The organism is Streptomyces sp. NBC_00576 (genome assembly GCF_036345175.1).
In the GTDB taxonomy this organism is placed as follows: domain Bacteria; phylum Actinomycetota; class Actinomycetes; order Streptomycetales; family Streptomycetaceae; genus Streptomyces.
Genome location: NZ_CP107780.1, coordinates 10,713,553 through 10,740,249 on the forward strand (window position 1 = coordinate 10,713,553; position 26,697 = coordinate 10,740,249).

Annotated in this window: 22 protein-coding genes and 2 pseudogenes; 12 read left to right on the plus strand and 12 right to left on the minus strand. The window is 68.8% G+C overall.

Translation table 11 applies throughout. The annotated features are described in order from the left end of the window. The first annotated feature begins 554 nt into the window (after positions 1-554). The 4 genes and pseudogenes from OG734_RS46740 to OG734_RS48265 form a co-directional block, all read left to right on the plus strand. A complete protein-coding gene (locus OG734_RS46740) occupies positions 555-1,793 on the plus strand; it encodes a PP2C family protein-serine/threonine phosphatase (RefSeq protein ID WP_443065048.1) in 1,239 nt (412 codons plus the stop codon). Between the two features lie 806 nt (positions 1,794-2,599). Beyond that, positions 2,600-3,043 (plus strand): hypothetical protein, encoded by a 444-nt coding sequence (locus tag OG734_RS46745; protein ID WP_330293458.1) that lies wholly within the window; start codon positions 2,600-2,602, stop codon positions 3,041-3,043. A 193-nt stretch (positions 3,044-3,236) separates the two neighbouring features. Then, the gene (locus tag OG734_RS46750; protein ID WP_330293459.1) at positions 3,237-3,446 is read left to right on the plus strand and encodes a DUF6207 family protein; all 210 of its coding nucleotides are present in this window, start codon (positions 3,237-3,239) and stop codon (positions 3,444-3,446) included. A 151-nt stretch (positions 3,447-3,597) separates the two neighbouring features. Next, positions 3,598-3,840, plus strand: a pseudogene (locus tag OG734_RS48265) (helix-turn-helix domain-containing protein); the annotation flags it as partial. A gap of 35 nt (positions 3,841-3,875) precedes the next feature. On the opposite strand, the gene OG734_RS46760 reads toward OG734_RS48265, so the two are convergent. Then, positions 3,876-4,610, minus strand: coding sequence for a hypothetical protein (locus OG734_RS46760; RefSeq protein WP_330293461.1), 735 nt, complete (start codon positions 4,608-4,610; stop codon positions 3,876-3,878). Between the two features lie 289 nt (positions 4,611-4,899). On the opposite strand from OG734_RS46760, the gene OG734_RS46765 reads away from it, so the two are divergent. The 5 genes from OG734_RS46765 (at position 4,900) to OG734_RS46785 (ending at position 10,846) form a co-directional block, all read left to right on the plus strand. Then, positions 4,900-6,213: an ABC transporter substrate-binding protein gene (locus OG734_RS46765; RefSeq protein WP_330293462.1), complete on the plus strand. Its 1,314-nt coding sequence runs from the start codon at positions 4,900-4,902 to the stop codon at positions 6,211-6,213. Positions 6,214-6,307: 94 nt separating this feature from the next. Next, positions 6,308-8,335 carry a branched-chain amino acid ABC transporter permease gene (locus tag OG734_RS46770; RefSeq protein WP_330293463.1) on the plus strand — a complete coding sequence of 676 codons (2,028 nt, stop codon included), beginning with the start codon at positions 6,308-6,310 and terminating at the stop codon, positions 8,333-8,335. Then, positions 8,332-9,147: an ABC transporter ATP-binding protein gene (locus OG734_RS46775; RefSeq protein WP_330293464.1), complete on the plus strand. Its 816-nt coding sequence runs from the start codon at positions 8,332-8,334 to the stop codon at positions 9,145-9,147. Before OG734_RS46770 ends, OG734_RS46775 begins: the two co-directional genes overlap by 4 nt. Further along, positions 9,144-9,857: an ABC transporter ATP-binding protein gene (locus OG734_RS46780; RefSeq protein ID WP_330293465.1), complete on the plus strand. Its 714-nt coding sequence runs from the start codon at positions 9,144-9,146 to the stop codon at positions 9,855-9,857. The genes OG734_RS46775 and OG734_RS46780 overlap by 4 nt, the downstream gene beginning before the upstream one ends. 134 nt (positions 9,858-9,991) lie before the next feature. Then, positions 9,992-10,846, plus strand: a complete 855-nt coding sequence (locus tag OG734_RS46785; RefSeq protein ID WP_330293466.1) for an alpha/beta hydrolase — start codon at positions 9,992-9,994, stop codon at positions 10,844-10,846. A 171-nt stretch (positions 10,847-11,017) separates the two neighbouring features. On the opposite strand, the gene OG734_RS46790 is transcribed toward OG734_RS46785, so the two are convergent. Next, positions 11,018-11,221, minus strand: a complete 204-nt coding sequence (locus OG734_RS46790) for a hypothetical protein (protein ID WP_330293467.1) — start codon at positions 11,219-11,221, stop codon at positions 11,018-11,020. 131 nt (positions 11,222-11,352) lie between these two features. On the opposite strand from OG734_RS46790, the gene OG734_RS46795 reads away from it, so the two are divergent. Beyond that, on the plus strand, positions 11,353-14,130 hold the full coding sequence (locus OG734_RS46795; RefSeq protein ID WP_330293468.1) for a M48 family metallopeptidase: 2,778 nt from the start codon (positions 11,353-11,355) through the stop codon (positions 14,128-14,130). Positions 14,131-14,667: 537 nt separating this feature from the next. Here OG734_RS46795 and OG734_RS46800 read toward each other — a convergent pair. Next, entirely contained in the window at positions 14,668-15,078 is a 411-nt protein-coding gene (locus tag OG734_RS46800; protein WP_330293469.1) for a hypothetical protein, read from the minus strand. A gap of 40 nt (positions 15,079-15,118) precedes the next feature. Here OG734_RS46800 and OG734_RS46805 point away from each other — a divergent pair. Beyond that, a protein-coding gene (locus tag OG734_RS46805) for an IS5 family transposase (protein ID WP_199820873.1) occupies positions 15,119-15,918 on the plus strand; the annotation gives its coding sequence in 2 pieces (ribosomal slippage) (positions 15,119-15,458 and positions 15,458-15,918; 801 coding nt in all). On the opposite strand, the gene OG734_RS46810 is transcribed toward OG734_RS46805, so the two are convergent. From OG734_RS46810 to OG734_RS46850, 9 genes and pseudogenes are all read right to left on the minus strand, one after another. After that, positions 15,890-16,225 carry an ankyrin repeat domain-containing protein gene (locus OG734_RS46810; RefSeq protein ID WP_330285397.1) on the minus strand — a complete coding sequence of 112 codons (336 nt, stop codon included), beginning with the start codon at positions 16,223-16,225 and terminating at the stop codon, positions 15,890-15,892. The two genes, OG734_RS46805 and OG734_RS46810, sit on opposite strands and share 29 nt — an antisense overlap. An 8-nt stretch (positions 16,226-16,233) precedes the next feature. Beyond that, positions 16,234-16,890, minus strand: coding sequence for a CehA/McbA family metallohydrolase (locus OG734_RS46815; RefSeq protein WP_330293470.1), 657 nt, complete (start codon positions 16,888-16,890; stop codon positions 16,234-16,236). A gap of 98 nt (positions 16,891-16,988) precedes the next feature. After that, a pseudogene (locus OG734_RS46820) lies at positions 16,989-17,350 on the minus strand (MFS transporter); the annotation flags it as partial. A 12-nt stretch (positions 17,351-17,362) separates the two neighbouring features. Beyond that, complete coding sequence (locus OG734_RS46825) at positions 17,363-18,715, minus strand: hypothetical protein (protein WP_330293471.1); 1,353 nt, start codon at positions 18,713-18,715, stop codon at positions 17,363-17,365. Positions 18,716-18,820: 105 nt separating this feature from the next. Further along, complete coding sequence (locus OG734_RS46830) at positions 18,821-19,639, minus strand: ABC transporter permease (RefSeq protein ID WP_330293472.1); 819 nt, start codon at positions 19,637-19,639, stop codon at positions 18,821-18,823. After that, positions 19,636-20,277 (minus strand): ABC transporter ATP-binding protein, encoded by a 642-nt coding sequence (locus tag OG734_RS46835; RefSeq protein WP_330293473.1) that lies wholly within the window; start codon positions 20,275-20,277, stop codon positions 19,636-19,638. Before OG734_RS46835 ends, OG734_RS46830 begins: the two co-directional genes overlap by 4 nt. A gap of 276 nt (positions 20,278-20,553) precedes the next feature. Next, positions 20,554-21,294, minus strand: coding sequence for an HAD family hydrolase (locus tag OG734_RS46840; protein WP_330293474.1), 741 nt, complete (start codon positions 21,292-21,294; stop codon positions 20,554-20,556). After that, complete coding sequence (gene uppS, locus OG734_RS46845; RefSeq protein WP_330293475.1) at positions 21,287-22,018, minus strand: polyprenyl diphosphate synthase; 732 nt, start codon at positions 22,016-22,018, stop codon at positions 21,287-21,289. The genes OG734_RS46840 and uppS overlap by 8 nt, the downstream gene beginning before the upstream one ends. A 59-nt stretch (positions 22,019-22,077) precedes the next feature. Next, a complete protein-coding gene (locus OG734_RS46850; RefSeq protein WP_330293476.1) occupies positions 22,078-23,079 on the minus strand; it encodes a polyprenyl synthetase family protein in 1,002 nt (333 codons plus the stop codon). Between the two features lie 731 nt (positions 23,080-23,810). Here OG734_RS46850 and mobF point away from each other — a divergent pair. Then, entirely contained in the window at positions 23,811-26,105 is a 2,295-nt protein-coding gene (gene mobF, locus OG734_RS46855; RefSeq protein ID WP_330293477.1) for a MobF family relaxase, read from the plus strand. The last annotated feature ends 592 nt before the right edge of the window (positions 26,106-26,697 follow it).

Consider the following 26,697-nt stretch of genomic DNA (forward strand, 5'->3'; position numbering starts at 1 on the left):
ACTTGGCTCCGGCTTCCACCGAGGACGTCGCTGAGGTGCCCGTCCCGGGCTCTGGTCGCGTCCGCCGGCGGGGCTCGGGCCTGGCTGGAAGGGCCTACCGGCTACCTCACAACGCGGTAGCGGCGGTCTGGGACATGGACAGCTCCTCACAGGGACGATCGCCGTGCCGGTCACGGCGTCATGAGTGCAGCCTCATGTGGATATCCTGTGGATAGAGTCTGGGCGCCGAACGGCAGATGGGAGAGGAGAAACCTCCTGTGACTGTTCGCGCTAGTTGGCGGATATTCACGAAGTTGGCAAGTCCGGTCCGAGTGATCACACGACCTGCTGTGGCGCCTGCGTTGGCGAGCTGATCGGCAGAGCTGGCGGGCAACCGTCCGGCCGGTTACGCCAGTGCCTTTGCGGTTCCTGGAGGCTGTCGTCATGAGGGCACGTGGCAGATGTCTACGAGGCGAGGGCAGGCGATGTGCCCAGGTGCCGAGGACGCCCACGAACGGTAGAACGTAATGGTGAGGGATGAGAGCAGCCCTGCTGAAGGTGCCCGGCCACACCGTGTGGCGAGGCCGGGGATCGACTACCAGGCGCTGTTCGCGGTCACCCCCAGCCCCTGCATGGTGCTGGGCCCGGACCTGGTGCTCGCGGACGTCAATGAGGCGGCCTGCCGGGTGACCGGCCGTGCTCGGGAGGATCTGCTCGGGCGGTACCTCTTCGATGCCTTCCCTGAGAATCCGGCGGACCCGGAGGCTGACGGGGTGCGGAATCTGCATGCCTCCCTGCATTGGGTCCTGCGCTCGAAGGAGCCGGACCTGATGGCGCCGATGAAGTACGACATTCCCGTGGCCGACCGGCTCGGGGTGTTCGAGGAGCGGTGGTGGTCCGCGATCAACACACCGGTGCTCGGGCCGGATGGGCAGGTGGAGTGGATCATCCACCGGGGGGAGGACGTGACCTCGTTCATCCTCTCCCACCCTCGCCCGCGAGGAGGCGGGGCGCTCAGCGACGTGGAGGCTATGGAGGTCGAACTGTATGCGCGGGCGCGCGAGCTCCATCGGCTGAACGAGGAACTGCGCCAAGCCCACGCCCGGGAACGCCAGGTCGCCGTCACCCTGCAGGAGGCCATGCTCCACTCGCCCCACCTGGCCCGGCACCGGGACACCGCGGTGCGCTACCTGCCCGCCGCCGGGTCACTGAACGTGTGCGGCGACTGGTACGAGGTGGTCGACCTACCCAAGAACCGATTCGCCGTCGCAGTCGGCGACGTCGTCGGCCACGGCCTGGAGGCCGCCGCCGTCATGGGCATGCTCCGCAGCGCATTGTCCGCCGTCGTCCGGGCTGTCGAAGGGCCCGCGAGGGCTCTGGACGTCCTGGGCCTGTATGCACGCTACGTGGAGGGTGCGCTGGCCACCACCGTCGTCCAAGCCGTCGTCGACACCCGCGCTCGCCGCATCATGTACAGCAGCGCCGGCCATCCGCCCCCCGTCCTGCTCCACCCAGACGGCACCTGCGATCTTCTTGACAAGGCCACTGACCCTCCGCTGGGGGCCCGCCCCGAACCCGTCCCCCGCGTCCAGGCCGACCTGCCCTACACCCCTGGCGACACCTTCGTGCTCTACACCGACGGTCTCATCGAACGCCGCGGCGAGGACATCGATGCTGGCCTGCAACGCCTCACCGACACGCTCGCCCGCCATGCCCGCCACAGCCCCGAACGTCTCGCCGACGCCTTGCTCGCGCGCTTCGGTGTCAGCAGCGGAGCCCGCGACGACATCGCCCTGATCGTCCTCCGCCTATGACCCGCGCCGCCAGCTGAACGCGCCAGGTGGCGAACCCCTCCACTGAAACGGCCAGTCCCACCTGGGCTTTGTCTACCGTGCTGGACGTGGCGACCACGGATTCGCCATCTATCGCGAACAGACCTCGCCACTGCGCTGAACAGAACCGCCGGTGGCCAGCCACGATGCACTCGGTCGCTCGCCACTTACCGTGAACAGTCGCATCCCCCATCTGCACCCGCACGATGTGATCACGGCTCGGCAAAGCCTCGGAACGCGACGTCACACCGTCGCTTCCCGCCGTACCCGTAGGAGGTGAACGGCGGGAGAGGCCCGCCCCACCGCCCAGGAGCAGCCCGTGGCGAGCACCGCCGACGAGCCCGAACAGACCTCCGGCCAGGGCCGGAACACCCCCTCCGTAGCCCCCTCCATCACCCTCTCCGCGCCCCGACGCAAGATTCGAGCGTTGTCGCAGGCCACCCCCGCCAGACAAGGGGGCGCCGCCGCTCCGACATCCCTCTTATCCAAAGGTGTCCCACTCACAGGAAGAACTCGACAGAGCCCAGGCGGAGGGAACTCCTTCAAGCACTGGGGATCTTCCAGAGGGCGACTGCCGATCAACTGTGGAAGCTGACCCGCCCGGACAACCAGCACGACAAGCTGACCCGGGACAACCTCCTTGATCTCCAGGACCACCAGCTGGTGAGGATCGATTCCGTTCAGGACGACCAGCGTCAGGTCTGGGTATCACCGCCCGCGGACACCGAGACCGTCGCCTGCACCCGTACGAGGGCGGCCGCGGCGGTGCGGTGTGGCGGAGCGGCTACGTGCTCGTTGATCCGCACGAGTTCGTGAACGAGGTGATCGAGCACGCCCTGTTCAGGGATCGGCACCCGTTCGTCGTCACCGGCTCGGCATTCTCCCGGGACGTGTACCGCGGGGGCTTCCTGCGCGTACGCCCCGAAGTCGACGCGGAGGCGACGCTGAAGGCGGTACGAGCCATCGTGTCCGCTCTGGAGGCGGCCTCCTTCGACGTGGAGCCGACACCCGGGATCGCAGACGAAATCCGGGTGCGGTTCGGCGGGAAGCTGATCTGCCCGGTGATGCACGCCTCTGGCCGCGGCCGCTGGTACTGCGACAGCACGCGCGGTCACGAGGATGAGCACCAGGACGACCGCCTGCTGGAGTACTGGCCTAACACCCGCGCCTCCGGCCCTGTTCCGCCCCCGTGGTGGCTGCCCGCGCCGGCCCCGCTCACCAGCGCGACATAAGCGCGTTCCTCACGACCCGCTCAGAGGCCACCGTCTGTGGGGCCGCCGAGTTGCTGCCGACTGCACTCACTGCCCGCCCCTGACCCGGCCGGTCATACACGCGCAAGCCGGAACCACGGTCCGGGGCGTACTCGTTGGGATGAATCCGCCCGGCTGCCCGAACCCCGCCGTCTTCCGGATCGTCATGCCATGCATGGAGCCGATCCAGGGTGTACACGTGGTGGAACCGGGCCAGTTGGTCGTCGACGTAGCCGCAGCCGACGACGCGACCGTCCTCAAGTTCCAGGAAGTGCTCGCCGGACTGTGGGCGCCGTCGATGGCACAGCACACGACCCGGGACGCGGGGCAGCCCGGCGTACGGCTGCGCTGCTACCTGGACCTGCGCCAGCACCCCGACGCGTAAAGCGCACCCCTACAAATGTGCCTTCCTCGTGCCGGACGGTGCTGCCGCTCGTACGCTGGTGGTGTTCTCGGGGCTGTCGCGGAGGTGTGTTGTGCCCCGAACTGTGTGGTCAGGTGCCATCTCCTTCGGCCTGGTCACTTCTCTGAACTAGAGACCATCGATGCTGATCGGCAGGAAGTTCCACGTCTCCTGCAGCGTTTCAGGGGCGATGAGGCTGATGCACCGGCTCGGCTTCAGCCCGCAGGTCGCTGCGCGGCGAGTCGCTGAGCGCGACGAGTAGGCCGTCACCGTGTGGATGGAGGCGACCTGGACCGAGGTAGAAGAGCCCGGGCGGCCTGCGGGGGCTGTATCTGTTTCGAGGGCGAGGCAGGCTTCACCTCCCATGCGCAGAGGCTCCGCGCTCATCGACGCATGGCCGTGCGCACTCACCTACGCCGGCTCGGTGAACTGGTCGAACACCATCACGGCGGACCGGGTGGCGAGGGACCAGTCGTCCTGTCCTTCCGGGTCCTCCAGGTTGGGGTGTCCGGCGATCCAGCGCATGTGGAAGCCGTCGAGCAGGGCGGCGATGGTGGTGGCGAGGTGTTCGACCTTGTAGGGCGCGCGCATGCGTAGCCCGTAAGCATCCAGCAGCGTCTGGTACGCCTCGCAGGCGACCTCGGTGAACGACTCGGCGTAGTGCCCCAGGGCGTCGCGGACGCGTGGGTTGGCGGCGCTGGCGTAGAAGCCGAGCAGCACGCGGTAGATCGGATCCACGCGGTGGTTCTCGTGGTTGTCCGTCAGGACGTCGTTGAGAGCCTCCTGCCAGGTCGTACCGCTGTCGACCGCCTCCTTGAAACGGCGGATGCTCTCCGGCAGCCCCGGGACCAGTTCGGCCTGTCGGCCGGTGAGGTGGAAGAGGAGATCTGCCTGGAAGTCGGCCTGCGCGGGCCAGATCTGGTAGATGGATCCGGTCGTGATCGCCGGTGCCGTGTCGTCGCCCAGTCGCTCCCGCATGATGCGGGTGGCTTCCTCGGTGACCAGCTTGACGCGGATATGGGCAAGGGCTGCGGAGACGGCCGCCTCGCTCGTGTCGGAGGTGCCGGCGCAGACGAGCTTGGTGGCCGCTTCCAGCATGAGGGAACGGGTCTCTTCGGGTGAGCGCCGAGGGAGCCTGCGTCTCACGGCGTGCTCCGTCATGTCCTTCCCCTCCCATTGCGTGATCGTTAATTCGGTGTGAACCGGGGCGTTGACAGGGCGCCAGCGTACACCTAGATTCCCGATCCGTAAGAAAGTTACGAAACTCGGAAGTCGCCAATCACCTGGCCTTTCGAAGTTCCTCGGGCTGGTCCGAGGCACCGGTCACCCCGGTGCGCCCGCCTGCCTTCTGCTGCCTTCCTCTGCCTTCCGTGCTCTCCCCGCATGCCGTGCCGGGCACCGCCGCCCTGCCGTTTCCGATCCTGGAGGATCCCGCATGCCCGTAACCTCACGCCCCCTGAGACTCGGCCTCGTCTCCGCTGCCATGGCGCCCCTGCTGGGCGTCGCCGCATGCGGCGGATCGGGCACCAACGCCCCCGCATCGACCGGCGCCTCCGGGGGTGGCTCCTCCGCAAAGGCGGAGTCCCGCCAGGCGAGTGACGTCGTGACCGACTACCTCGCCTACGTCGGCGGAAAGGCGGGCAAGGCCGACGCCGGCCTCGAACCGGTCACCCTGGGCTGGGTGAACGTCGAGGGCGGCCCCGGTGGCAACCCCGAAGCCACCCAGGGTGCCCGTGCCGCCGTGAAGTACGTCAACGACAGGCTGGGCGGTATCGGCGGGCACCCGCTGAAGCTGAACGTCTGCACGGTGGTGTCCGCCGAGGAGGAGGGACAAAAGTGCGGCCAGCAACTGCTCGGCGACAAGGAAGTCTCCGCCATCGGTGCGGGCAACCTCTACCTCGGCGATGCCTCCTTCAACTCCGTGATCGCGGGGAAGAAGCCCGTGCTGGTCGGAGTGGCGACGGGCCCGACCATGCCCACCGCGAAGAACACCTTCAGCACGTTCGGCGACCTGCCGCACATCTTCGGTACCTGGGGCACGTACGCCCGTGACGTACTGAAGGCGAAGACCGCAGCGGTGATCCACACGAACACGCCCGGCGACAAGATCGCCTCCGGGGCAGCGGTGAAGGGCCTGGAAGCGGCCGGCCTGAAGGTGAAGTCCGTCGGATTCGACGCGCAGTCCACCGACCTGATCGGCCCGGTCACCGCAGCCGGGGCGAACACCTCGGATGTCGTGGTGCCCATCTCCATCGGTGGCGGATGCGTCGGGATCGCCAAGGCACTGAAGCAGCTCAATGTCACCAAGCCGGTGGTCTCCACGCCGCTGTGCATGTCCCCCGATGTCGCCCAGGGGCTCGGAGGGGACCTGCCCACCTGGACGTACGGCGTCGCCCAGACGCTGCCGATGGACTCCTCGGCCGCCGACTCCAAGGCGTTCCTGAAGGCCTCGGCGCAGGCGGGGCTGGGCAAGGACGACCAGTCCAAGGTGTTCGCGCCGCTGGGCTGGAGCACGGTCCTGACGTACGCGAAGGTGCTCAACGCCATCGGCCCGGACAAGATCACTCCCGCGTCGGTGACCGAGCAGCTCAAGAAGTTCCCCGGGCCGGTCATCATGGGCGCCGCCGAGGTCAAGTGCGGCAAGTACCCGGACGCCCCCGCTGTCTGCAACGACCAGGCGAGGTTCTACCAGTACGAAGGCAAGGGCCAGTTCAAGCCCCTGACCGACTGGATCCGCCCGCCCCAGTGAGCCCCGCCCGCCCCCGCCGCTGCTGAGGCCGCACGCCCTCGCAGGAAGCAGCCTCAGCAGCGCTGACTCGCGGACTCATGACAGGAGTCATGCATTGGAACAGATACTGCTCTTCGCCGTGCTCGGCCTCGGCCAGGGAGCACTGATCGCCGGCATCGCGCTCGGCGTCGTGATCACCTACCGGGGCTCGGGCATCATCAACCTGTCCACCGGCGCGGTCGCCATGGCCTCGGCCTATGCCTTCTGGGCCCTGACCACCGGCTTCTTCGGATTCACGCTGCCCGTCGGGCCCGCTCTCGTCGGGGCCCTCGCGGTCGCACTCGCCGTCGGAGTACTCACCGAGGTGGCGGTCTTCAAGCCGCTGCGAACCGTCTCGCCCCTGGCCAAACTCGCGGCCTCCCTCGGCATCCTGCTCACCCTGCAGGCCACCGTGCTCCTGGTTTTCGGGGTTCAGCCGCAGCAGGCACCGAGCATCCTTCCCGCCGACACCGTCACCATGCTGGGCGTCACCACACCCTCCGACCGCTTCGTCCTGGCCGGACTGGTCGTCGTGATCGCCCTGGTCCTCGGGGCCCTGTACCGGTGGAGCCGCTTCGGCCTGGCCACCCGCGCGGCCTCGGAGAACGAACAGGCCGCTCTTCTGGCAGGCCTGTCACCCAACAGCGTCTCGATGGCCAACACGCTCCTGGCCGCCCTGGTCGCCGGGCTGCTCGGTGTCCTGGCCGCGCCCATCGTCCAGGTCGACTCCATGACCCTCCCCCTGCAGGTGGTCCCGGCCCTGGCCGCCGCCCTCTTCGCCGGGTTCACCTCGCTGTGGATCGCCTGCACCACGGGCATCCTCATCGGCGTGCTCCAGTCGATCGTGTACTACCTGTCCACGCAGAGCTGGTTCCCGACCGACAACGGCAACGCCATGCCCGGCCTCCAGCAGCTCCTCGTCTTCACCCTGATGGTCGTCGCCCTGTACGTACGCGGCGCCGGTCTGCCGCGCCGCGGTGAACTCGTCGAACAGCGGCTGCCCGCGGTGCCCCTGCCCGAGCGTCTGCTGCGTCCCGCCCTGATATCCGCCGCGGTCGCCGCCGCCGCGCTGATAGTGCTCCCGTTCGACTTCCGCCAGGCACTCACGAACTCGTTGATCGGCATGGTCATCGTCCTGTCCTACGTCGTCATCACCGGCTACGTGGGACAGATCTCCGTGATGCAGCTCGCGCTCTCCGGAACCGCGGGATTCGTCCTCTCCCACCTCTCTGTCCGGTTGGGGATCCCGTTCCCGATCTCCGCCCTCGGCGCGATGGTGCCGGCCACACTGCTCGGAGTGGCCGCGGGCGTCGCCGCCCTGCGGGTGCGGGGTGTGAGCCTGGCCGTCGTCACCCTGGCCGCGGCCCTGGCCATGGAACAGGCACTGTTCAACAACACCTCGTTCGGCGGAACGGCCGGAGTGTCCGTACCCCCGCCGCGCCTTTTCGGGATCGACCTCGGGCCGAAAGCGGACTTCCGCGGCCTGGACGGCAACGAACCCAGCCCCATGTTCGGCTTCCTCGTCCTGGCCGTCACCGTCGCCCTCGGACTGTACGTCGCCCATCTCAGGCGCACCGGACTCGGCCGGCGGATGCTCGCCGTCCGCTCCAACGAGCGCGCCGCCGCGGCAGCCGGTGTCGACGTGCGGGCCGTGAAGATCGCCGCGTTCGCGATCAGTTCCTTCATCGCCAGCGCCGCCGGCACCCTCTACGGCTACAACTTCGGCTCGGTCAGCGCCGCCCGCTTCACCGCGCTGGCCGCCCTCGGCCTGATCGGTTTCGCCTACATCGGCGGCATCACCATGGTGTCCGGAGCCGTGATCGCGGGGCTGATGTCCACCGAGGCGCTGCTGCCCCACGCGCTGGACAAGTGGTTCGGGATCAAGGGCACATGGGCCCTGCTCTTCGGCGGCGTCTCCCTGATCGTGACACTGATCGCCAACCCCGACGGCATCGCGGGCGCCGTCCACCGCCGGAGAACGGCGAAGAGGACGAGACGCACGGCGGCCACGACAGGACCACCGGCCGACAGCGCAGCCGCCGTCGGCTCCCCACAGATCCACCTCGGCCGTACCACTGCCGACGCCAAGGAGGTCGCATCGTGAACGTGCTCTCTGTCCAGCAGTTGGGCGTCAGCTACGGCGGCGTCCACGCGCTCAGTGATGTCTCCCTGGAGGTCGGCGAGGGCCAACTCGTGGGGCTCATCGGCCCCAACGGGGCCGGCAAGACCACCTTCGTGGACGCGGTCACCGGCCTCGTCGCCGCCCGAGGAAGGGTGGAACTGGACGGCAAGGACCTGACCGGACGGCCGCCCCATGTACGGGCCCGCCGAGGACTCGCCCGCACCTTCCAGAGCAGCGAACTCTTCGAAGACCTCACGGTCGCGGAGAACCTCCAGGTCACGGCGGACCCTTCGACGTGGTGGACCGCGCTCGGCGAGACCTTCGGCCGCCGCCCGGCCCCGAACCCCGCTGTCCCGGAGGCCCTCGCGGCTCTGGGACTGGAGGACCTGGCCGACGCCTCGGCCAGCGAGCTGTCACAGGGCAGACGCAAACTCGTCGGTGTGGCACGGGCCTTGGCAGCCCGGCCCCGCATCATCTGTCTCGACGAACCCGCCGCCGGCCTGGACACGACGGAGAGCGCCGAACTCGGACACAGACTGCGCGCGCTCGCTGACGCCGGCACCGCACTGCTCCTCATCGACCACGACATGAGCCTCGTGATGGGCATCTGCGACCACATCGTCGTCCTGGAGTTCGGCAAGGTGATCGCCTCCGGGACACCGGCCCAGGTCCGAACCGACCCCGCCGTCATCGCCGCCTACCTCGGGGCTTCCACCGCCCAGCCCGCCACCGCGTCCAACACGTCGAGCGATGGCTCCGCCAAGGCCCTCACCAGCACACCGGAGACACCATGAGTACCCCAGTCCTGGAGGTGGCCGGCCTCACCGCCGGATACGACGGAGCCGCTGTCATCCGCGGGATCGACCTCGAAGTGGGCGCGGGAGAAGTCGTCGCCCTCCTCGGGGCCAACGGAGCGGGGAAGACCACCACACTCAAGGCCGTCTCCGCGCTGCTGCGCCCTCTCGCCGGCACGATCACCTTCAACGGAACGGACCTCGGCAGGATTCCGGCAGCGACGCGCGCCCGCCTCGGCATCGCCCACGTCCCGGAAGGACGCGGCATCTTCTCCGGCCTCACGGTGGCGGAACACCTGCGCCTCTGTCACCGGGGCGAGCGCCTCGACCAGACGGCCGCCGAGCGTTACTTCCCCGCCCTGTCCCGCCTCCAGGACCGCAGGGCAGGACTGCTCTCCGGCGGCGAGCAGCAGATGCTCGCCATGGGACGAGCCCTGGCCCGCGGCCCCAAGCTGCTCCTGCTCGACGAGCTCAGCCTCGGCCTGGCACCCATCATCGTCGAGGAGTTGCTGCCCATCGTCAGGCGCTATGCCGACGACACCGGCTGCGGAGTGCTGCTCGTCGAACAGCACGTCGGTCTCGCCCTCGACATCGCCGACCGCGGCTACGTCCTCTCCCACGGCGAGATCACCACGCACGCCACGGCCCGGGAACTCCGGGCCGACCAGTCCCGGATCATCGCCGGCTACCTCGGAGAGCAGCCCGCCTGACCCGGTCGGCGGCCCCAACCGCCGTACACCACAACCACCGTGAGCCTGAACCGCTCGGGCCGGCCCACCCCCTACCAACTCGGCCGGACGCTCAGGCCTGCCCGCGTACCCAGGACAACAAGACAAGGAGTCCGATGTTCACCTTCGACAGCGAAGACGGCGTCCAGATACACGTGCACGAATGGAAGACGGACACTCCACCGCGAGCCGTCGTCCAGATCGCCCACGGCATGGGAGAGCACGCCGGCCGTTACGCCCCACTCGCGGCAGCACTGACCGGTCAGGGCTACGCCGTCTATGCCAACGATCACCGCGGACACGGGCTGAGCAGGCACGCCGAGCCCGGTCATCTCGGGGACGACGGCTGGAACCGACTCGTCGGTGACATGGTCGCCCTGTCGGAAACCATCCGCGAGCGGCACCCCGGCCTGCCCCTGGTGCTGCTCGGACACAGCCTCGGCTCCTTCGCCTCACAGCAGTACGCCCTGGACCACGCCCACCTGATCGACGCCCTCGCCCTCGCCGGTACCACCGCGGTAGACGTCATGCTCGCGGCACAGGCCCAAGAGGCCGCGAAAGGAGGAGACCCGATGCTCGCGCTCAACCAGGCGTTCCAGCCCAGCCGCACACCGTTCGACTGGCTCAGCCGGGACGAACCGGCCGTCGACACCTACCTCGCCGACCCCATGTGCGGCTTCAGCCTCGACGCCCAGGGCATGGCCGACATAACCATCGCCTCGGCGTCACTTGCCCAGCCCAAGGGCATCCCGGAGGATCTGCCCATCTGCGTCCTGGTCGGGGATCACGACCCGCTGAACGCCGAGCTCTCACTCAGCAACCTGCTTGTCGAACGCTACAGCGAGGCCGGCCTCATCGACCTGGCCTATCTCATTTATCCCGCAGCCCGCCACGAGCTGTTCCACGAGACCAACAAACAGGAGATCGTCAGCGACCTGCTGGCCTGGCTGAACCGCGTCCTCGCCCGCTGACCCCGGCTCTGGAGACAGCGTCCCCAGGACCGCAAACGGCTTAGTTGGGCCAACCGGCGCCCCGACTACACCGGCAAGCCCGTCGACCAGAAGCGTGCCGAAGCCCTGGAGCGGCCCGTCTTCGGCTCGCTCCTGACGGCCGTGGACGCAAAGACCGGCAAGGAGAATGCTTCACCGGGGCAGCAGGGGTGACGTGCCGCCCCTGCCGGCGATGCCGCGGAACGCCGGGATACCGAGGTCCGTGGCGGTGTGGCGGCTGACCTGCTCGGCATCGACCTGGCGGAGCTTCTCCTCGGCGCCAGCCAGGCTGACCTGGAGACCTTCGATCTCGCCGAGCCGGCCTTCCGTCTCGGCTTCGGCGATTCGGGCGATCAAGTTGTCGCGGATCTCGGCAAGCCGTGCCCGTTGGGCTGGGTCGGGGCGGAGGAGGGAGCAGCGGACGCAGGCTTCTCTGAACCAGCGCACGGCTCAGCAGCAGGCCCAGCGGTAGGAAGACGGCGTACCCCGTGGGTAGGGACCAGGCCGGGTGCAGCCTCGCCGCGGGTGTGGACCCCACCGACAGCAGCTACTGGAACACGTCACTCAGCATCTCCGGCCAGGGGGCCGCCACCCACTTCTGCCTGTCCCTCTGGGCGCCCGCGCCGCCCTGGTGGCAGATCGCCGGCTGGCCCCTGGTGCTGATGGTCGCGGCCGGGCTGCTCTTCGCCGTACTGCCCATGTGGAAGGCCCGGCAAAACCGTGTCGTCCCGCTGGAGACGGTCGACAAGGACGGTGAACTCCGCTCTCTGATAGGTGAGTTGTGCACCGTTGCGGATGTGTCGCCGATGCCCCGGTTCGTGGTCGATCCCGCGGCCACCTCGGTTGGCGCGGTGGTCTTCGGGCGTACTCGCCGTCCGGTCGTCTGCCTGCACGGCGGCCTGCTCGTCATCCGGCGCAGCGATCCGGAACGGTTCCGGGCGGTGCTGCTGCACGAGCTCGCCCACATCGCCAACCGTGACGTCACCCTGACGTACCTCACGGTCGCCCTGTGGCGGGTCTTCCTCGGGCTGGTGCTGCTGCCGTACCTGCTCTGCCTGGGCTACGTGGTCTACGGCGTCATGGCGGGCGGCGGCGTGCCGCGGCTGGGCCGGCCAGCGGTGCTGGCCGTCGTCATGGTCGTGCTGCTGTACCTGGCCCGCTCCGACGCGCTGCGGAGCCGGGAGATCTACGCCGACCTGACCGCGGTGCGCTGGGGCGCGGACCCGCACGGCTGGTCCGTCACCGCCCCGCCGCCCGGGAGCGCGGTGCGCCGCGCCCTGGACTCGTTCGCCGAACTGTGGCGTACACATCCGCAATGGGGTCTGCGCCGGGGCGCGCTGGCCGATCCCGCACCGCTGTTCCGTATCGCGGTCCTGCCGATCTTCCTCATCGGTACCGTGCCCGCCCTGGCCGTGCCGCAGGTGCTTCAGCAGATCGCCCAGTACCGCGTCAATTTCACCAACAACCTGATGACGGTCCTGGTGACCGTTCCCGGTGCGCTGGTGACCGGCGCGGTCGTAGTCGCCCTGTGGCGGGCGGTGGTGTACGCCGTGCTGACCGGCACCCGCGTGCCCTCCGGGGCCTGGGCCGGGGCGTGGCTGGGTGCCGGGATGTCGGCGGGCCTGGTCCTGAGCGGCTTCGGCGCGGGCTGGGCCTGGCTGCCGCAGCGGCCGCCGGTCTTGCTCATTCCGGTGGCGGCAGGGGCCGCCTTCGGCTGGTGGGTGACCCAGTGCGCGCGTCTGTGGGCCGGCGCCGCGAGGGGCCGGACCCTGCGGCCCGCGCTCGCGTCCTGCGTGGCCGCCGCCTCCCTCGCCATGATGTCGTGGCTCACGTGGTGGATGCTCGCCGGCGCCACGAACCTGAACGGGGCCGGACCGAGCGCCGAGATGATCGCCCGGGGGATCCTGCAGTGGCTGCCCTCCCAGGCGCCGACCGGGGACCTGAGCGCGATTCCCGGCCTCGCCGTGCTCCAGCCGCAGCTGGACAGCATCGCCGAGACACCGATGGGCGCCCTCGCGATCACCGTCCTGTGGGCCGTTCCGCTGTTCGCCTGGGCGAGCGGTCCGGCGTCCGGCACCCCCCGCTGGGTGCCGGACCGGGCGGCTTACCCGGAAGCTCCCGCGGCCCCGCTGCGCAAGGTCTTGCGGCCCGGACTGCTGGGCGGTGCGCTGGCCTGCCTGGCCGTGGCGGGCGTCCAGACCTACGTACACACCGGGCAGCCGGTGCCGGCCGCCCGGGGCGGGCTCTACGCGTTCCGCTACGTGGCCCTCCTACTGTCGGCGCTCTGCCTGCCCGCAGCCGCGTCCGCGGCGGCGGCGAGCACCGCGGACCGCCGCTACCGGCTGCTGGGCGCACTGATCGCCGCTCAGACGACGGCCCTGCTGGGTCTCGCCGCCATGACCCTTCTCGTGTCGGTGGACGGCTGCATCGCCCCCCTCGACGTCCTCTCGGACAGCTGCGCCTGGCGGCCGGCCTGGCGAAGGCCGCTGTTCCCGTTCGACTTCGTGCTGAACAATGCCCTGGTCCTGTCCGCGCTCGCCGCCCTCGTCATCGCGCTCGCCGCCACGCTTCTGCGCCGTCGACGGCAGCCGGAGGCCCCCACTCCCACCCCAGCCCCGGGACGCCGCGTCCGGACCGCGGTGGCACTGCTGTGCGCGGTGGCGCTCGCGGGCACCGCGACGCAGGGCGCCGTGGGGAGGTACCGGCTCGGGTTCACGACCAACCAGATCACTTCCCAGCGCAACCTGGTGCAGTACTGGGGTCTGCCGGAACCACACCTGTCGGACGCCGCCCGCCTGCGCCAGATCCGGGCCTGGTACCGGCTCAGCGGCGACGATCTCATCAACCTCGCGGTGTCGTACGACAGCCAGCTGACCGCCGTCCTCCGGGCGGCGCAGGCCACCAAGGACCCCTGGGGCGCGCTGAACCGGACGGTGCTGCCGGTCTGCACCAGCTGGGGGCGGGCCGCCTGGTTCGAGATGGTCTGGTTCCGGGTACCCGCCGACCCGCTCCTTCGAGCCGACTGGCACCGGATGGTCACCTGGGCGGACACCGGCAACCGCGGCTGTAACCGAGCCCTGGAGGCGCACGACAACACCGCCCTGTTGGACGCCCTGCGAAATCTGCGAGCCGCCGCCCGCTGCGCGGAGACCGTCAATACCGGGATCGACAGGGCCCTGCGAGCGGGCGGCTATCCGGGCACCTCCCGCCGGGCCGCTACGGGCCGCACGGCCGTCTGCGACCACCCCCCTGCGGGTCAGCCCTGATCGGACGACGCGTCCGGACGCCCGCCACCCGCATGACCGCCTCTCTGGACCTCCGCGCCCGCTCGGCATGCGATCACGCCGGGTCGGCGTGATCGAGGTGCGGGCGGCGGGCCCGGTCGGCGCCGTTCGGCTGTTCACCGTGCACACCGGTAGATCCGGCCCGCACCCGTCACGGGCCTGGAGCTACGGATGCCGCGAACCCTGTGGGGCCGGTGCCGTGTCATTTGGGCTGGTAACTTCTCTGAACCAGGTCGGCTCGTTCCTCGGTGTGCACCGCTGCGTTGGAGGCGGTCAGTTCGCCTATGCCACGTTGATGGGGTCTGGGAACCCGTCTGTTCACGAGAAACTCGTGAACAGAAACCACCGAGCAGAGCCAAGCGTTCGAAGGCATTGCCGACGGGCTCGCCTGGCCAGGCGCGGATCGTTCGCCGCCAGGCGGCGTCGATGATGTTCCTTGCCGCGGCCAGGAGCCAGCTGGGGACGGGGCTGCGATGGTCGGCAGTTGCGTTTACTGTAATCCTCCTGATCTCGGTTAGTTCAGGTCAGGAGGATCGGATTGCTGAGCGCCGCCATGTGCCCTTCGGGATGGCGTACCTCGATACGGATGAACGCCGAATCCGCCGCACTGATGGGCCACTCCACGGCATCCGATCCCGAGCAGGTAAGCGACGCGCGGTGCGCCACCCCTTGCTCAGTGTGAAAGCTGACAGTGCCCGCCGACACACCGCGTACGTCCACTCTTGCGACGGCTGGCTCATCGCTGGCTTCCAACCGTTCACCGATCCCGGCGCTCTGATTACCCGCAGAGACCGTGAAGAACAGCTCGACTGCTACCGATTCAGTGATCCAGCTCCGACCCGCACGGATCCCGGCGAGGATCTCGTCGGCACGCAGTTCCTCGGCCAGTACGACGGTGTGCGGGACGGCGATCTGGTCCTTAGAAGCCATCTCATTTGGCTGGCTTGTTAGGCTCTTGGCTGTGGTGGGGATCGTTGAGCGGCTGGTGCCGGACGAGTTGTGGGCGCTGTTTCAGCGGGTGGTTCCGGAGGCGCCCTCACGGCCTCAGGGCGGTGGTCGGCGGCGGCACGGTGACCGTGAAGTGCTGGCTGCCATCGTGTTCGTGGCAACGTCCGGTTGCACCTGGCAGCAGTTGCCGGCCGCGTCCTTCGGGCCGTCCGGCGCGACGGCTCACCGCCGCTTCACCGAGTGGACGAAGGCCAGGGTCTGGGCGAAGCTCCACCGCCTTGTCCTTGACGAACTCGGCTCCCGCGGTGACCTGGACTGGTCTCGGTGTGCGATCGACTCAGTGAACATGCGCGCCCTGAAAAGGGGGACCTGACAGGTCCGAATCCTGTCGACCGGGGCAAGTACGGCTCAAAGATCCACTTGATCACGGAGCGGACCGGTCTGCCCCTGTCCGTGGGAATATCGGGTGCCAACGTCCATGACAGCCAGGCCCTGATCCCGCTCGTGAAGGGCATACCGCCGGTCCGCTCCCGCCGGGGACCCCGACGTCGCAAGCCCGACAAGCTTCATGCCGACAAGGGCTACGACTATGCCCACCTGCGGCGATGGTTAAGCAGCCGAGGCATCCGGCACCGTATCGCCCGCAAGGGAGTTGAGAGCTCCCAGCGGTTGGGACGTCACCGTTGGACGATCGAACGCACCATGTCCTGGCTCGCCGGCTGCCGCCGTCTCCACCGTCGTTATGAGCGCAAGGCCGAGCATTTCCTCGCTTTCACGAGCATCGCCTGCACCCTCATCTGTTACCGGCGGCTCGGCCGCTGATGTGGGTCCGCAGCAGTTTCACCGCCAGGTCGTGGCCGTAGTGCTTGGCGATGTCCATGGGGGTGCGACCGTCTGGATCGGCGAGCTCCGGGTCAGCCCCGAAGGCCAGCAGCACGGCAGTGGTGTGCACGGTCAACGGTTGGCCGCTCTGCAGGGAGCCGTCGCCCTCGGCGTCGATCGCGTGCGTCAGCAGCGTCATGTTGCTGAAGGCCTCATCAGGATCGGTACCGTGGGCCAGCAACCGGGCCAGGGTCTCGGCATCCTCGTGCTCGACCGCGTGATGCGCGGGTGTCCAGTAGTCGCTCACCAAGGCATTCAACCGCCACCACAGCACGTCTGCCAGCGACTATCTACACAGTCATCCACCAATTGAGATGACGTCTTAAGGTGGGTGTCGCTGTTACCTATCGCCGGACGCCACCGTCCCTGGTGGATGTCCGCAGCCAGGCTCCGCCCCCATTCGGCCAGGGCCGCCTCGTTGTCTGCCTGCCATGGCACGTCCGAACTCCACTGCCCGTTCCATACCTCAACCACGTCGAACCCCTGGTACGGGTACATGAAAGTGCCTGAAGGGTATGGCGCGTGCGGGTGGGCGGCGACGCAGAGCCCACCCGCACGGTGGACATTTTCTAGATGCCGGTCGATCATGTTGTCCCGCACGCCATAGCGCCAGTCGACCACTTGCCCTGAAGGAATCCCCAGAGCGAGCCAGTGCCCGGTCCGGGTGACAACCTCCTGGCCCAGGATCACCAGCAGATCGTCGCCGACCTGCCGACTCCAGACGCCATGCGTCTCGGACGTGTTGTGCTCGGTGGCCGCGAGGAAATCAAGCCCCGCTGCACGGGCATCAGCCACAAGCTGCTCCGGCGTCAACTCGCCGCCGCTCGAAACTACCGAGTGCACATGACAGTCACCCCGGTACCAACCGCGCCCTCGGCTGGACAGCGGCGGTGAAAATTCCAACTCGGACACCCGTTCCCCCTGCTGCCTCATTGGGAATCTCGAAGTTCGCGAGCCCACCACCTGGTTTCGAGATCATCCCATGGGCCCCTTTGGACCTGCCCCGGCCGCGCCTCGAACAGCAAAGACAGCACCCCGAACGCGAAGACGAACAGCACAGCGCGGGAATGCTGAGCAGATCCAGCGCGTACAGCACCGGTATCGCACCGAGCAGGACTGCCCTTCCGAGGTCCGTGGCGACCATCATCGGCTTGCGCCGCCAGCGGTCCACCAGGACACCGGCTATGAGTCCGAAGAGTAGATACGGGACCCAGCGCGCGGCGTTGACGATGCCGACCTCCGTGGCGGATGCGCTCAGCACCACGGCGGTAAGGATCTGCAACGCCAGCCCCGTGACCTGTGAACCGAAAGCAGACACAGCCGAGGCGGTCAAGAAACGTACGTACCCAGGGACTTCCACCAGGCGCGGCATGATCGGACCGTATCAGCGAAGATCACCGGCAGACGATGTCGGAACAGCCTGGGCCGCCATATCGTCGAGGGCTTGTCGCCAGCGTGCGGGAAGGCTTCCTGCACCTGGGAGTGCTTCGTCGATGCGGAAACACGCACTCGCCTCGTGTCCGTAGACGAATACGGCAACCGCCATGGGCGCACCTGGCGGGCAGAACATGAGGGGATCGATGCGGTCCACCTCCGCGTCGCCGTAGCGAAGACGGTGACGCACGACGACATAGGAAGCGCCGAGCGTGAGTCGGCCAGGGGCGGTCATCAATGCCACGAGACGCTGAAACGGCCACATCGGGAGCCGAGTGAGAGCCGCGCGGAGTACTGCCTTGTGCTCCGTCGACTTCAGCTGGTGGGTGAGCGTGCGTGTGCGTGCCAGTCGTTGGAGCGGTGGCATGGTGCCGCCTGGCAGGTCGATGCGGGCCATGAACAGGCGATTGCCGGGGGCTGTCACTTCTTCGGCTGTGCGGAGGTTGATGGGGATCATGACGGGGATGGGGAGGTCGGCAGCGCGGGGCCATGCGGTTTTCGCCCATCCCGCGATCGCGTCGGCGAGGGCCGTGAGATTGACGTCGTTGGTGCTGGCGTCGCCGGCGCGTGCCGTTGTCCGCAGCCACGTCGCGGGCGCGTGGGTCAACATGAGGTGGCGGCGGCTGGAGAGTGGGTGTGCCGGTGAAGTCCATCGGTGGTGTTTGCCGGCCCGCCGCAGCAGCACCATGGTGCTTCGCAGGACCTGGCCTGGCCGTAGCCGGGGTGTGTGGGGGACTCCTCGGGCCACCGCTGTGGACTGCTCGGCGTCCATCGGTGGCCCGAAGAGGGCCTCCAGCACCGCGAGAATGCTGCCGGCGTCCTGCAGTGCGTGATGGGTGAGGTACAACAGCACGAACCCGTTGGGGACATGGCCGTGCAGCAGGATCAGGCGCCAGGCGGGGACTTCCTCGGGCCAAGGCTCCCCAAGAAGGCCCCGGACTGCAGCATCGAGAGCTTGCGGTCCTGCGTCGATGTGCTGTGCCTGGATGTGGTGGTCCATGTCCGGGACGGCGGGCATCCACCGTGCCGTCGGCCCGTCCCTGTCCAGGACGTGCGTCAGACAGGGAAAGTCGGGCAGGCGCGCGGCGACGTGCCGGCGCAGCTCGGCCAGGTCGGGCACGGCACCGGTCAGGTGCAGCATCACTCCGGTGTTCGACAGGGCGTCCGGGTGCTCTGCGTGCCGTTCGACGTCCCGCAGGATGAGATCGGCGGGGGTGGGGGCGAGGAAGGCGCGGCTCCCTGTCCCCGTGGTCGCCGATGGTGTCGTTGCGTGCTCTGCCGCTTCCGCAGCCCGCTTGGACATCCCGAAGCTCCTGCCATGACGAATTGCGGCGTGTGTGGACGAGCGCCCCTTCCCCCAACGAGCCCGAACAGGGCTGGTCACGCGGATGCCGGGGCAGCCGGGCTTTCAGGACACCAGGGCGGTTTCCGTCTCACCGGGCCTCGGTCCCTGGACTGTCCGCGAGACGGTGCGGTAGGTGCGGGTGCGTGCGGCGGAGGCGGTCATGCCCAGCCCTGTGGTGGCCAGAGCCCAGCCTGTGCCCAGCAGCAGACAGCTCCAGGGCATGACGTGCAGCCCGGCGGCCGCCATCGCGGTCTGCACTGCCCCGTGCGCCGGCAGGTAGCGCACGATGTCGCTGTCCGCGTTCGCGTTGATCAGCGGGTTCTGCAGCAGCAGGTCGATGGAGCTGATCAGGATGGTCAGGAACATTCCGGCCAGCTCGCTGCGCACCACGGCTGCGAGCGCGATGCCGATGCCGCCGTAGATCAGGGCGCCGGTGAACATCCCAGCGGCGAACACGGCGGGCTGAACCGGCCGCCAGAACAGGTGCATCCACGCGGTGGCGTAGACGGCGACCGCGGCCGCCACCAGGACGAGCGAGGAGCACTTCGCCAGCGCGAGGCATGAACGCGGGTAGCCGGCCTGCACGAGGCGCCGGTCGAAGTGCTCGGAGCGGGCGGTGGCGACGAACATCATGAACCCGACGACCAGCGTGAGTGCCTGCAGCGCCCCGGTGACCTGGGTCAGGATGTTGCCGTCCATGACGACGAAGCGGCCGACCGGACGGACGTAGAACCGCAGCGGGGCTCCTGCCACCACCTCGAAGGCCAGGGTGGTCCACAGCGGAACGAAGAGGACCACGATGAGCAGCGCAAGCCGGTTGCGCGCCTGCTCGATGAGCGCAAACCGCATCGCGGTACGGAAGCGGGACCACCAGCGTTTCACGAGGCCACCCCTGCCGCGCCGTCCCGCTCCACCTCACGCAGAACCCCTGCATCCAGCCGGTACAGGGTGTCAAGGCGGGAGGCGTCATAGGCGAGATGGGACACCACCAGCACCGCGCAGCCCCGGTCCCGCAGGGCTGCCGCCAGGTCCCAGAACCGCAGGTAGGTCTCCCAGTCGAAGCCCTGATAGGGCTCGTCCAGGAGCAGCACCTGCGGATCGTGCATCAGGGCGATGACCAGGTTGAGTTTCTGGCGGGTGCCGCCGCTGAGTGTCGCCAGACGCTCGCTCCGATAGCTCGTGCAGTTCAACTGCTCAAGCAGCTCAAAGGCCCGGTCCAGACTGTTCAGGCCGTAGGCCGCCTGGAAGTACCGCAGGTGCTGTTCGACGGAGAACGCGCCGTGCAGCACTGCGTCCTGCGGGCAACTGCCCACCACGCCGTGCCGCTCCAGCGCACCGCTGTCCGGTGCGAGGTCGCCCACCAGGATGCGCAGCAACGTGCTTTTACCGGCGCCGTTCTCCCCCACAACGCCCACCAACTGTCCCGCGAACAGGTCCAGCGATACGCCGCGCAGAACCTGACGTCTCCGATAGCTCTTGTGTACATCCCGGATACGAAGAACCGGTCGGCCTGCTGTCACGACTGCACCGCCCGGGCGGCGGGACTCACGGCCGACAGTCAGCCTTTTGCCCGCCGAAGGTGCAGTCCGCTCAATCGGAGTCATGATCGCCTCCCATACCCGAATGACAGCCAACGTGATCACCAACGACCGTGCGCGGCACGAGTGACGGGCCAGGAGGCCGGATGGCACTAGCTGTTCGACCTGGGTGGCGGATCGCGAGCGAGGCCCGGGACACTCCCGCCTGCGGTTGACCGATCAGGTGGAACTTGCTTGTCCGCCAGCCGAATGCCGGGGTCATGCCCCTTGCTGAGGCAGTTGGGGCGGGATGGTGGCGGGCTGGGTATCGATGAGATCGATGGCCTCGTCGAGGCTGTGGACGGTGGCCCAGGCTCGGTGGACGTGTTGGGCGGATGTGCTGGTGGTGACGAGGATGCCCCTGCGCGTGGCGTCGAACATGAGCAGGTCGTTGCGGCCGTTGCCGATGGCGATGACGTCACGCGGGTCGAGGGCGTGGCGGGTGGTGAACTTGCGGAGCTGGTCGACCTTGAGCTGGTCGGTCTCGTCGGTGAAGTCGAGGTCTGTGAGCTGACCGGCGTCGTCGAAGACCAGCTGCCCGTTGCCGTATCCGTCGGCGGCGCCCAGGCGTTCGGACATGATGTCGACGTAAAGCTGGGCGGAGCTGGAGATCAGACACAGGGGCAGGGCACGGGCGTGCAAGGCGGCGATCAGGCGAGACGCATCGTCCTTGACCGTCATGGCGGTGAAGGCCGCCTCGATGGTCTGGCGGTCGGCACGTCCTGCCCGGCACAGTAGTTCCAGCAGGTCTCTTCGTCCTTGATCATGGCTGAGTTCACCGGCCTGGTGCTGGCGAAACAGTGTGGCTACCTCGGCGGGAGGCGCGTGCAGGGCTCGGCACAGCTCCACCATGGAGCTACGGGGGGTGAGGGTGTGGTCGAGATCGCAGACCACGGCCCGCACGGGATGCGGCGCCGGTGCCACAGTGGTGGGGTGGGGGAGGGGCATGGTCTCAGCCACCCATGCGGCGCTCTTGGCTGTGGTATGAGGCCACTGCGCGAGCGAGGTCGGATTCGGCGAATTCAGGCCAGTCGGTGGCCGAGACGTACTGCTGGCTGTAGGTGCCCTGCCAGGGCATGAAGCCGCACAGGCCGGCTACACCGGCCGTGCGGATCATCAGGTCGCAGTCGGGCTGCCCCGCCGTATCCAGGTGGCGCTCGATGTCGTGGGCACTGACGGCACTCTGCTTTGTGGTCGAGGCGCGCATCAGCTGGTTGACAGCTTGTAGGAGTTCATCGCGTCCGCTGTATGCGACAGCGAAGTTGGCCACTGGCCCCGACACATCGGCGGTCGCGGTGACGGCCTCGTGGAGGACTTCGCTCACAGCTGGACCGAACATGTCTGGGTTGCCCATCAGGTTGATCCGCCAGCGCCGAGTGGCTGCGGTTTGACGGATCAACTCGGTGATGACGCGGGCGAAGGCTCGCGTTTCCACTTCGGGGCGGCGGGCGAGGTTCTCGATACTGCACACGGCGAGGCTGACGGTCTCGATCTCGGGGTACTCGCTGCACCACTGGAGGACGTCGAGGCAGCGTTCGCCGCCACGTCGGTGCCCTTCAGTCGTCGGCAGATTCTTGGCGCGGGCCCAGCGGCGGTTGCCATCCGGGATGAGGGCGAGGTGCCGTAGCACCGGCTGCTGTTGCGGTGGTGCAGTGAGTGGGGCGTGAGCGGTGGGAGAAGTCATCGGGGTCCTTGTCGAAAAGCTGGCGCGGTGTGCTGTCAAAGGGCGCGAATGCGGAGTGGTCAGGCTCCGGCCCAGCTGGCGACCTGTGGAATGGCGAGATCGGTCAGGCGGATCAGCATGTCTTTCGCGGAAAGGTGGAAGGGTGCGCGCTCAAGGACGCTCATGGCACTTCTACGCCTGTCGAGGATCATCTCCTTGACGATCTGAGGCGCCCCGCTCTCATGGATGATGGCGCGGGCCTCGGCCAACTGACCGGCGGTCATGTCCCGGGTCCCTACGAGTTGCCGCAAGCGTGCCGCGCGAGCCGGGGCGCAGCCCTCAAAGGCCAGCGCGAGCACAGCGGTGTGCTTGCCCTCACGCAGATCCGTGCCGCTCTCGGTGCCCCCGTCCACGCATGCCAGCACGTCCTCCAGGTCGTCGAGCAACTGGAACGCTTCACCCAGCGGCTTCGCGTATGCCGCGCACGCCTCCAGTACCGTCGCGTCGCCACCGGCCAGGGCGGCTCCGAGCTGCATCGGCCGTTCCACGGTGTACTTGGTCGTCTTGAAGTGGATCACCCGCATCGCGTCGGTCACCGTGCCCAAACCCTCGCCGCTCGCGCAAAGGTCCAGGTACTGTCCCACGATCAACTCGCCGCGCATCGCATCGAGCACAGTGCGGGCCGGCCTGACCGCCGCAGCGTCACCCAGCAGCTCCGCCGACCACGCCTCGCACAGGTCACCCAGCAGGATCGCGGCGCTCTCCCCGAACTGCGGCTCGTGTGGCCGGGCGCCTCCTACGGCGAACTGCCGGTGTGCGGTAGGACGATCGTGCCGGATTTCGGAGCGGTCGATGACGTCATCGTGGAGCAGCGCGAAGGTGTGGAACAGCTCCACACCGGCAGCGGCCTGCAGCACCGCGGCCGTGAGCGGCGCGCCGCTCACGGCGTACCAGCCGGTGCACAGATAGAGCGGACGTACGCGCTTGCCTCCCGCGCCAAGGAAGTCGCGCAGCACACGAAGCGGGTCGGCTAGGTACGCACCGTGAGGACCGTGTTCCTTCGCATCGAGGAAGCGGTCCAAGGCGTCATTGACCGCTTGCCGAACACCCATCAGGTCGCGAGCATCGGGGGCAGCCGTCGTGGGGCGGGGAACAACGTGGCGAAGCAAGAAGATCCTCGGCAATGTAGGCGGCGCGGATCGCTCCAAGCCTGCGGCCATTTCGGTACACGCTCCTGTAACGACCACTGGACACCGACGTTTCGCGCCCTCGGCAGAAGTCTCAGCCCCAACCCCGACGTCACGTCTCCAGCCGTGGATGCAGCCCAACGGTGCCGACAACCGATGAACTGACACGGAATGCTTGTCTGCGCAGCGATCCGCGTACGGGTTCCATCCCAGTACCGTCCGAGAATCTGCGAACTTGCGCGCTTCGCGGAGGCCGGCACGGAAGCGGCCGGTGCGCAGGTCGGCGACGAAGGCGGTGACGGCCTGGCGGAAGCGGCGGCGCCGTTCGAGGGTGAAGCGGTCAAGGGAGTCGATGACGTGGTGCGGGGCGGAACGTCTTTGGCCGGTGGCCGGGGGAGTTGTACGTAGGCGGGTGCGTCTTGGCGTCTGCTGGCGGTTTTCGGGGTGTGTGAGGCGTGTGTGACTGGGTGTCGCGCAGGATTTGCATGGCCTCGTGGTGTCCGCGGGGCGGGCGCGACGTTGTCGCCGGCGCCCGCCGTACGGGATGGGCCGTGAAGTTCCGGTGAACTCTCCCGCCCCACGGGATCGCTCTTTTCCGCAGGTCAGAGCCGGTGTCCCCTGTGGGGATGATCAGTGTTGCGAAGGTCCAGAGGCGGAACGCCTGGCGGTACTACGTGCGCGGAGTCGCGTTCGGGGACGGCCGCCGACCTGCCGGCCAGGCGTTGAAAGACGCTCAGGCGATGGCGGGACTCCCGCCCGGGGTGTGGAGGGGGCGCGGCCTGGCCGCCCTCGGGCTCACCGCTGGAGGGACGGTGACGGAGCGGCAGATGGAGCTGCTGTTCGGGCAGGGCCGGCACCCGGATGCCGACCGTATGGAACGGGAGCTCCTGGACGACGGCGCCGACCCGGCCACGGCGCGGCTGGCCACGGTCCTCGGGCAGCCGATCGAAGAGATCGAGCAGCGCAAGCAGAAACCGTTGCTCGCCCTGGACCTCGTGTTCCGGCCGCAGGCGTCACTGGTCGTGCTGTGGGCGCTGGGGGATGCCAGAACGCGCCGGGTCATCGAGCGGGCGCACAAGCGGGCCGTCACCAAGACGCTGCGCTGGCTGGAGGACGAGGTCGCAGCGACCCGGTGGGCGTCCGGCCGCCAGCGCGCGAAGGCCCCTGCCCTGGTCGTCGCGGCATTCCAGCACTACGACAACAGGAACGGATTTCCCCTCCTGCATGAGCACTGCCCGGACGGCTCCTGGTACGCGCTGGACACGGTCCGCCTCTACAAGAACATCGTGGCCGCCGACACGCAGTACACCCTGGAGATGACGACCGAGGTGTGCGAAAAGCTCGGGCTGGCGACCGTGCCCCGGGAGGTGACGCCGGGCCTGCGCCCGGTGATGGAGATAGCCGGGGTCGACCAGGAGCTCATCGACTGGTCCTCCACCCGCCGCCGGATCGAGGACGTCCTCGAGGGCATCACCGACCAGTACGTGAAGAAGCACGGTCATCTGCCCGGCGAGCGAGCCCGCCACGGCCTGGCGTGGTGGGCGGCGCAAGAGACCCGCCCGGACAAGAAGACCCCGCGCCCGCTGGACCAGCTGCTCGTGTGGTGGCGTGTCTCCGCGCTCCTGAAGTTCGGGCAGCGGATGGTCGACGGATTGCTTCAGCGGTGCCAGGCGGCCGGTGCGGCGATCCGGGCCCGGGTGAAGCCATTGGTGGACACCGCGCTCGCCACCGTCGACGTCGCCGCGGTCGTCTTCACCGTGCGCGGGGTCTTCTCCCGCCGTCACGTCCTGGCCGAAGCGCGACGGCATCTGATGGAGACCCTGCGCGGCCGCGCCTACGCGCCCGGCATCGACAGCCACATCGCCGACCAGGCACTGGAGCGCTACGGCCGTCAGCTCACCGTGCCGCAGAAGGGCCGGCGGACCCCGGCCCCGGATCAGCTCTCCTACACCGCCGACTTTGCCTGGCCCATCCGCTGGTGGATCGCGGGCACCGATGGGAAGCCGCCCCGGGAGTCATCCCGGTACGAACGGGCCCGGGGCGCCAGCCTCGCCCTGCAGAACGCGATCCGTGCCGCCCTCGCAACACCGCCCGCCGTACGGGATGAAGCGCCGGCCGCGACCGCTTCCGCCACGCCGCCGGTCGGCGACCACGACCAGGCCGCCCCGCACGCCGTCGACCGCTCGAACTCCGGCGCAGCGGGCCGCTGCCATCCAGGCTCACCAGCAGGCCGCGATGCCGCAGGAGTACCTGGAGGGCCGTACGACGGACCCCGCGACGTGGATGACCTCGCCGCAGAACCTCGCCCGAATCGCCGCGCACACCCGCGCAGCAGAGGCCCGCGGCCGCATGGTCGAAGAGCACGCGGACCAGACGAAGCAGGCGCAGCCGGCCCCGGCCGCCGCCCCGGACACTCAGCAGCAGCACACCACCACGCAGCCCGAACCGGGCAGGGCAGCGGGCCGCGACCGTTGAAGGGGATGCCGGCCGCCAGCGAAATCCGCCCTGCGGGACGGACCGCGAAGTCGCCGGGCCAGATGTCGGGACGCGGGCGCAGTGCACGCCCTCGAGGCGGCGGGGACCGGCGAGGGTGCGCAGCAGTGACCCCGCCGAAGGATGGAGGCCCCGATGGTCGACCCGACCCCGCTGTACCTTTCGCCGGAGCAGCCGGAGCAGCCGGAGCAGCCGGAGCAGCCGGAGCAGCTCATCGACGCGTCCCGGCTGCGCATGGCGCGGCGCGCGGCGCTGTACCAGTCACCGAAGCCGCCGCCGGTCCGTCGCCGCTCGCGGCACTACCCCGGCGGCCGGCCCAACCCGTGGCAGGCCGCGCGGCTACGCCGACGCCACCAGAGGTGAGTGAGCACGGTGGCCCCCATCCCACAGCCGATGGACGGATCGGCGATGTCCCGGTTGGAGGGTGAAGCCCACCGTGCACGCGCACCGGCGACGACGATGCACGCCACCGTGCGCACCGACGATGTCGTGCACTCCCGGCCGCCGTACCGCCTCGCCTCCCGGCTGCCGCACCGTGGTGCGCGCGCGGGAGGTGATGGTGCGCGCACCGGTGGCCCCGGGCACGCGCACCACATCCTCGGTGCGCCGCACCAGCGCACGTCTGCCCGAGCCGGTGCGCCCCGTCCGGCCAGGCTTGATGCGCGCGCCCGAACCGCTCTGCACGCCGATTTTGTGTGACCTGTCGCACCTTCGCGGGTTGGTCCAAGCGGCGGACAAGGGGCTGTGTGATAGAGGAACTCGGCTCGATCCGGCTTCTCTTGGCGGCGGCATCGCGCACCCTCGCCGCGCCAGCGGTGCGCGCACCGACCCGCACCGCGGTGCGCAGCACCGGCTCGGGAGTGGACGACATCGTGCGGAGTGGACCGCACCCGGTGCGCGCCACCGCACCTGATGCCCGGACAGGGGGCTCCACTCGATGCACGACATCGGCCTGGAGTGCACGGCATCGCAGTGGGGGAGTGCACAGCATCCGATGGCCACTGCCGGGGTTGGGCTGGT